The organism is Schlesneria sp., assembly GCF_036405755.1.
GTDB classification, from domain to species: Bacteria; Planctomycetota; Planctomycetia; order Planctomycetales; family Planctomycetaceae; genus Schlesneria; species Schlesneria sphaerica.
Window position 1 is genome coordinate 1 of the sequence record NZ_DASWWZ010000179.1, and the last position, 4,533, is coordinate 4,533.

Sequence of the window (4,533 nt, forward strand, 5' to 3'; positions counted from 1 at the left end):
CCTGCGATGATGGGGCACGGACATTGAGGTTCATTCAATCATTCGGAGCGCGACGAATGCAGATGGTAAGATTTCTCAATTGGGTAGTCGCTGGTTCCATCGTGACCTGCGGGATCACGCTCGCCGCTGAGCCGACGGACTTTTCTGAGTTCTCTCGATCCTACTCTAACGACGTTCGTCGGATAATTTCTCGCACTTGTGACAACTGTCACTCACCCGAGCTCAGCGAAGCGGACATCGATCTGACCGCGTTTCCCTCGCTGGACGAAGTGCGCAATCATCCGGAAGTCTGGCAGAAGGTCAACGAGATGCTTGAGAGCGGTCAGATGCCGCCCAAGGACGCTCCCCAGCCGACTGACGCCGAGCGAACCCGGCTCAAGCAATGGGTGCGCGGATACCTGAAACTGGAAGCCAAATCGAGAGCCGGTGATCCAGGACGAGTCGTGCTGCGGCGTCTCAATAATGTTGAATATACCAACACGATTCGAGAACTGACGGGCGTCCCCACACTCTCGCCAGCTCGAGAATTTCCGGTCGACAGCGCAGCGGGCGAAGGGTTTACGAACCTGGGCAACGCGCTCGCCATGTCTCCGGCGATGGTCACCAAGTATTTTGACGCCGCCAAAGAAATCGCCAATCACGCGATCCTCTTGCCACACGGCTTTCGGTTCTCTGCGACGGTGACTCCGCGCGACTGGACGGACGAGTTGCTCGCCCAGATTCGTGGAGTGTATGGCGAATTTACCGACGCTGAGGGGGGAACGCAGGTCAACCTGCAGGGAATCGTTTTCGATACCAATGGTGGCGGCCGATTGCCCGTCAAGAAGTATCTGCTGGCAACGCTGGAGGAACGAGACGCTCTGAAATCAGGGCGAAAGACAATCGAGAAAGTCGCGGAAGAACGAAGCCTGAGTCCGAAGTATCTGCGAATGCTCTGGAGTACGCTGACCAGCGAGGAACCTTCGTTTCTGTTCGATCGACTTCGCAGCCAGTGGCGTGACGCGACGCCCAAGGACACTCCGCAAATCGCTGCAGAGATCGCTCAGTGGCAGCAGGCATTATGGCGATTCACCAGCATCGGACATATCGGCAAAGTGGGTGGCCCCAAGGCGTGGATGGAGCCTGTCAGTCCCATCACCACCCGAACCGACATCCGCATGAAACTGCCCGCGTCAAGCGACGGCGAGCAGGTCTCGGTCTATCTCACGACCATGGACGGCGGAGATGGTAACGAACATGACTACGTCGTCTGGCAGCAGCCTCGCCTGGTCGCACCCGGCCGGCCGGATGTGCTCTTGCGGGATGTCCGACGAGTCACTGCTGAACTGGCCGAGCGGCGTGATCGCTCCTTTGCAGCAACAGTCCGATGTCTGGCTGCAGCCACCGAAGCGGGTGCCGCCCAGGGTAACGTCGAACTTGCGGACCTTGCAAAGCGTCACAAAGTCGATGCTGACCTGCTCGCTGCCTGGTTGAACTACCTCGGGGTCGGGACGGGTGGGCACGTTCAGATCGAAAACTACTTCACAAATCAGCTTTCGAACGTCTCGGGTTACGTTTTTGCCAAAGGTTGGGGAAGTCACGAGACGCCCCTGATGGTGGTCAACTCGTCGGACGAGCACGTTCGGATTCCGGGAAATCTCAAGCCCCACGGAGTCACCGTTCACCCATCACCGGACCGTCAGGCCGTGGTCGGGTGGAAGAGTCCGGTGTCCGCGACCGTTCGTGTGGAAGCCAAAATCCAGCATGCTCATCCCGAGTGCGGGAACGGGGTCACTTGGACTCTCGAATTGCGGCGCGGTGCAACGCGGCAGCGACTGCGGAACGGAATTTCTCATGGCGACCGGGTTGTGGTCGCCGATCCGATCGCCGATCTGAAAGTTCAGCCCGAGGACGTCATCTCGCTGCTGATTGGACCACGCGACGGAAATCATTCGTGCGATCTGACCGCCATCGATCTGACAATCACCTCTACGGAAAGCGGTGGCCGGTCCTGGGACCTTTCCGCCGACGTGTCTCCCGATATTCATGCCGGTAACCCTCATGCCGATCGTTTCGGCAACGAAGGGATCTGGCACTTCTATACAGAGCCCGTCAACAGTGCGTCCCAGGGACCTGTCATCCCCGAGGGGTCACTCCTGGCGAAGTGGCAAGTCGAGAAGGATCCTGCGGCCCGACAGAAATTGGCGGAGGAAATTCAAAGACTGCTGATCGAAGAACCTCGCGAGAATGGAAAGACCGCGGATCAGGAACTGCGACGTCAGCTTCGATCCCTCAATGGTCCACTCTTCGGAGGAATGCCTCTACCGGCCTTGAAAGAAAACAAAACTGCGGGAACGTCTGCGAAATCAGACGTCTGGGGTCCCGACCCCGCGCTCTTCGGAGTTCACCCGAATGGCCAGAAGATCGAATCGGAAAGCCTTTGCGTTAAGGCCCCTTCCGTCCTCGAAGTTCGATTGCCAGCCGATTTTGCAGCGGGATACGAACTCGTCACGTCAGGCATCCTTCATCCCGAGACGGGCAAGGAAGGTACCGTTCAACTTCAGGTCCTGACAACGAAACCAGACGCGGCTGCGGGTTTGATCGCCAGTAAAGTGACCGCGGTTAATGCAAATAGCCAGTGGACGGACAACAAATGGGTGCTGCAGCACTCAACGCCGATTCTCGTTAGCGATTCCAGCACGGCCCGAAAACGCGTTGAAGCGGGATTTGAATCGTTCCGCAACCTGTTCCCAGCGGCACTGTGCTATTCGCGCATTGTCCCTGTGGACGAAGTTGTCACGTTGACGCTCTTCTTCCGCGAAGACCGTCACCTGGTCAACCTGATGCTCAATGAAGAGCAGGCGAGGAAACTGGACCGCCTGTGGAGCGAACTTCATTTCGTCAGTCGAGATGCCCTGACCCTGGTCGATGCCTACAACCAGTTGATGGAGTTTGCCACCCAGGATGCCGACCCAAAGGTTTTTGAACCCCTGCGAAAACCGATTTATGATCGCGCAAAGCAGTTTGAGCAGGAACTGGTGGATGCCGAGCCCCGTCAGCTCGATCAGTTGATTCAGTTCGCCAGCCGAGCCTATCGCCGACCGCTCACAGATCAGGAAACCCACGATCTGCGAAGTCTCTACCGGAAACTGCGCGAGCAGGAGCTGCCCCATGAAGAGGCCTTCCGTTTTACGCTGGCACGCGTCCTGATCGCTCCTGCGTTTCTCTATCGCGTCGAACCGTTCGCTGCGATTACGACGGCAGAAACAGAAATCGTCCCTGTGAATGATTGGGCACTGGCTAGCCGCCTGAGCTATTTCCTCTGGTCTGCACCACCCGATGCCGAGCTGAATCATCTGGCGAGCGCAGAACACCTGCACGAACCCGATACGCTGGTGGCCGAGGCCAGACGAATGCTGAAATCAGAACGGATTCGTGCGCTGTCGACCGAATTCGCCTGCCAGTGGCTGGGGGTGAGAGACTTCGATTCGCACAGTGAAAAAAGCGATCAAGTCTTCCCCACGTTCAGTGACTTGCGTGATGACATGTATGAAGAGACGGTCCAGTTTTTCGTGGACCTGTTCCAACGGGACGGCTCGGTACTGGATGTTCTGGATGCCGACTACACCTTCCTGAACGAACCCCTCGCGAAGCACTATGGAATCCCCGGCGTAAACGGTCCTGAATGGCGACGCGTTGAGGGCATTAGACAGTACGGCCGGGGAGGTATCCTGACCTTCGCGACCACCTTGGCGCAGCAATCGGGTGCTTCGCGCACCAGTCCCATTCTGCGCGGCAACTGGGTGCTCGAAAGCCTGCTGGGGGAAAAGCTGCCGCGGCCACCGGCGAATATTCCACCACTGCCCGAAAGCGAAACGGATACAGATCTGACCGTCCGCGAATTGACCGAAAAGCATCGCAGTATTGCGGCGTGTGCTCATTGTCACGACCGGATCGATGCCTTCGGCTTTTCGCTGGAGGGATTCGATGCGATTGGCCGCCGTCGTGATCGCGATCTGGGTGGACGAGTCATCGACGTCAACGTCGAACTGCCCAACGGAACGCGGTTTACCGGCGAGTCTGGTCTACGAGATTATCTCCTGCAGGCCCGTCGCAACGATTTCCTGAAACATTTCTGCAAGAAATTGCTCGGTTATTCGCTCGCCCGTGGTGTCCAGTTGTCTGACGAACCGTTGTTGGATGAAATGATCGCGAACCTGCAATCGAATGATTACCGATTCTCGGCCGCGGTCGAAACAATCCTTCGTAGTCAACAATTCAGGTTCCAACGTGGCAATGTCCCGGAGTAGAATACAGCTCTACAACGGAACGCTGTTCGTGTACTTGAATTCGTCGGCAAGAGTGCCCGCCGCATCCCCTAGCAGGGCTGCAAATGTGAAGAAACCGGGCGCCAATGCCATACCAGGATCGCTATTACCCGCTCACTTTGCCCCTTACTTTCTGACGTTGATGACCTCACCAATCTGAAAACGAATTGCGAAGGAACCTTGCCATGCGCCGTGACATGTCGCCCGTCTCGCATCCATTCAACCG

Annotated in this window: 1 protein-coding gene; it reads left to right on the forward strand. The window is 57.3% G+C overall.

Going from position 1 to position 4,533, the window contains the following annotated elements; translation table 11 throughout:
• Positions 1-56: 56 nt before the first annotated feature.
• Positions 57-4,289, forward strand: coding sequence for a DUF1592 domain-containing protein (locus VGE80_RS05920; protein WP_440592007.1), 4,233 nt, complete (start codon positions 57-59; stop codon positions 4,287-4,289).
• The last annotated feature ends 244 nt before the right edge of the window (positions 4,290-4,533 follow it).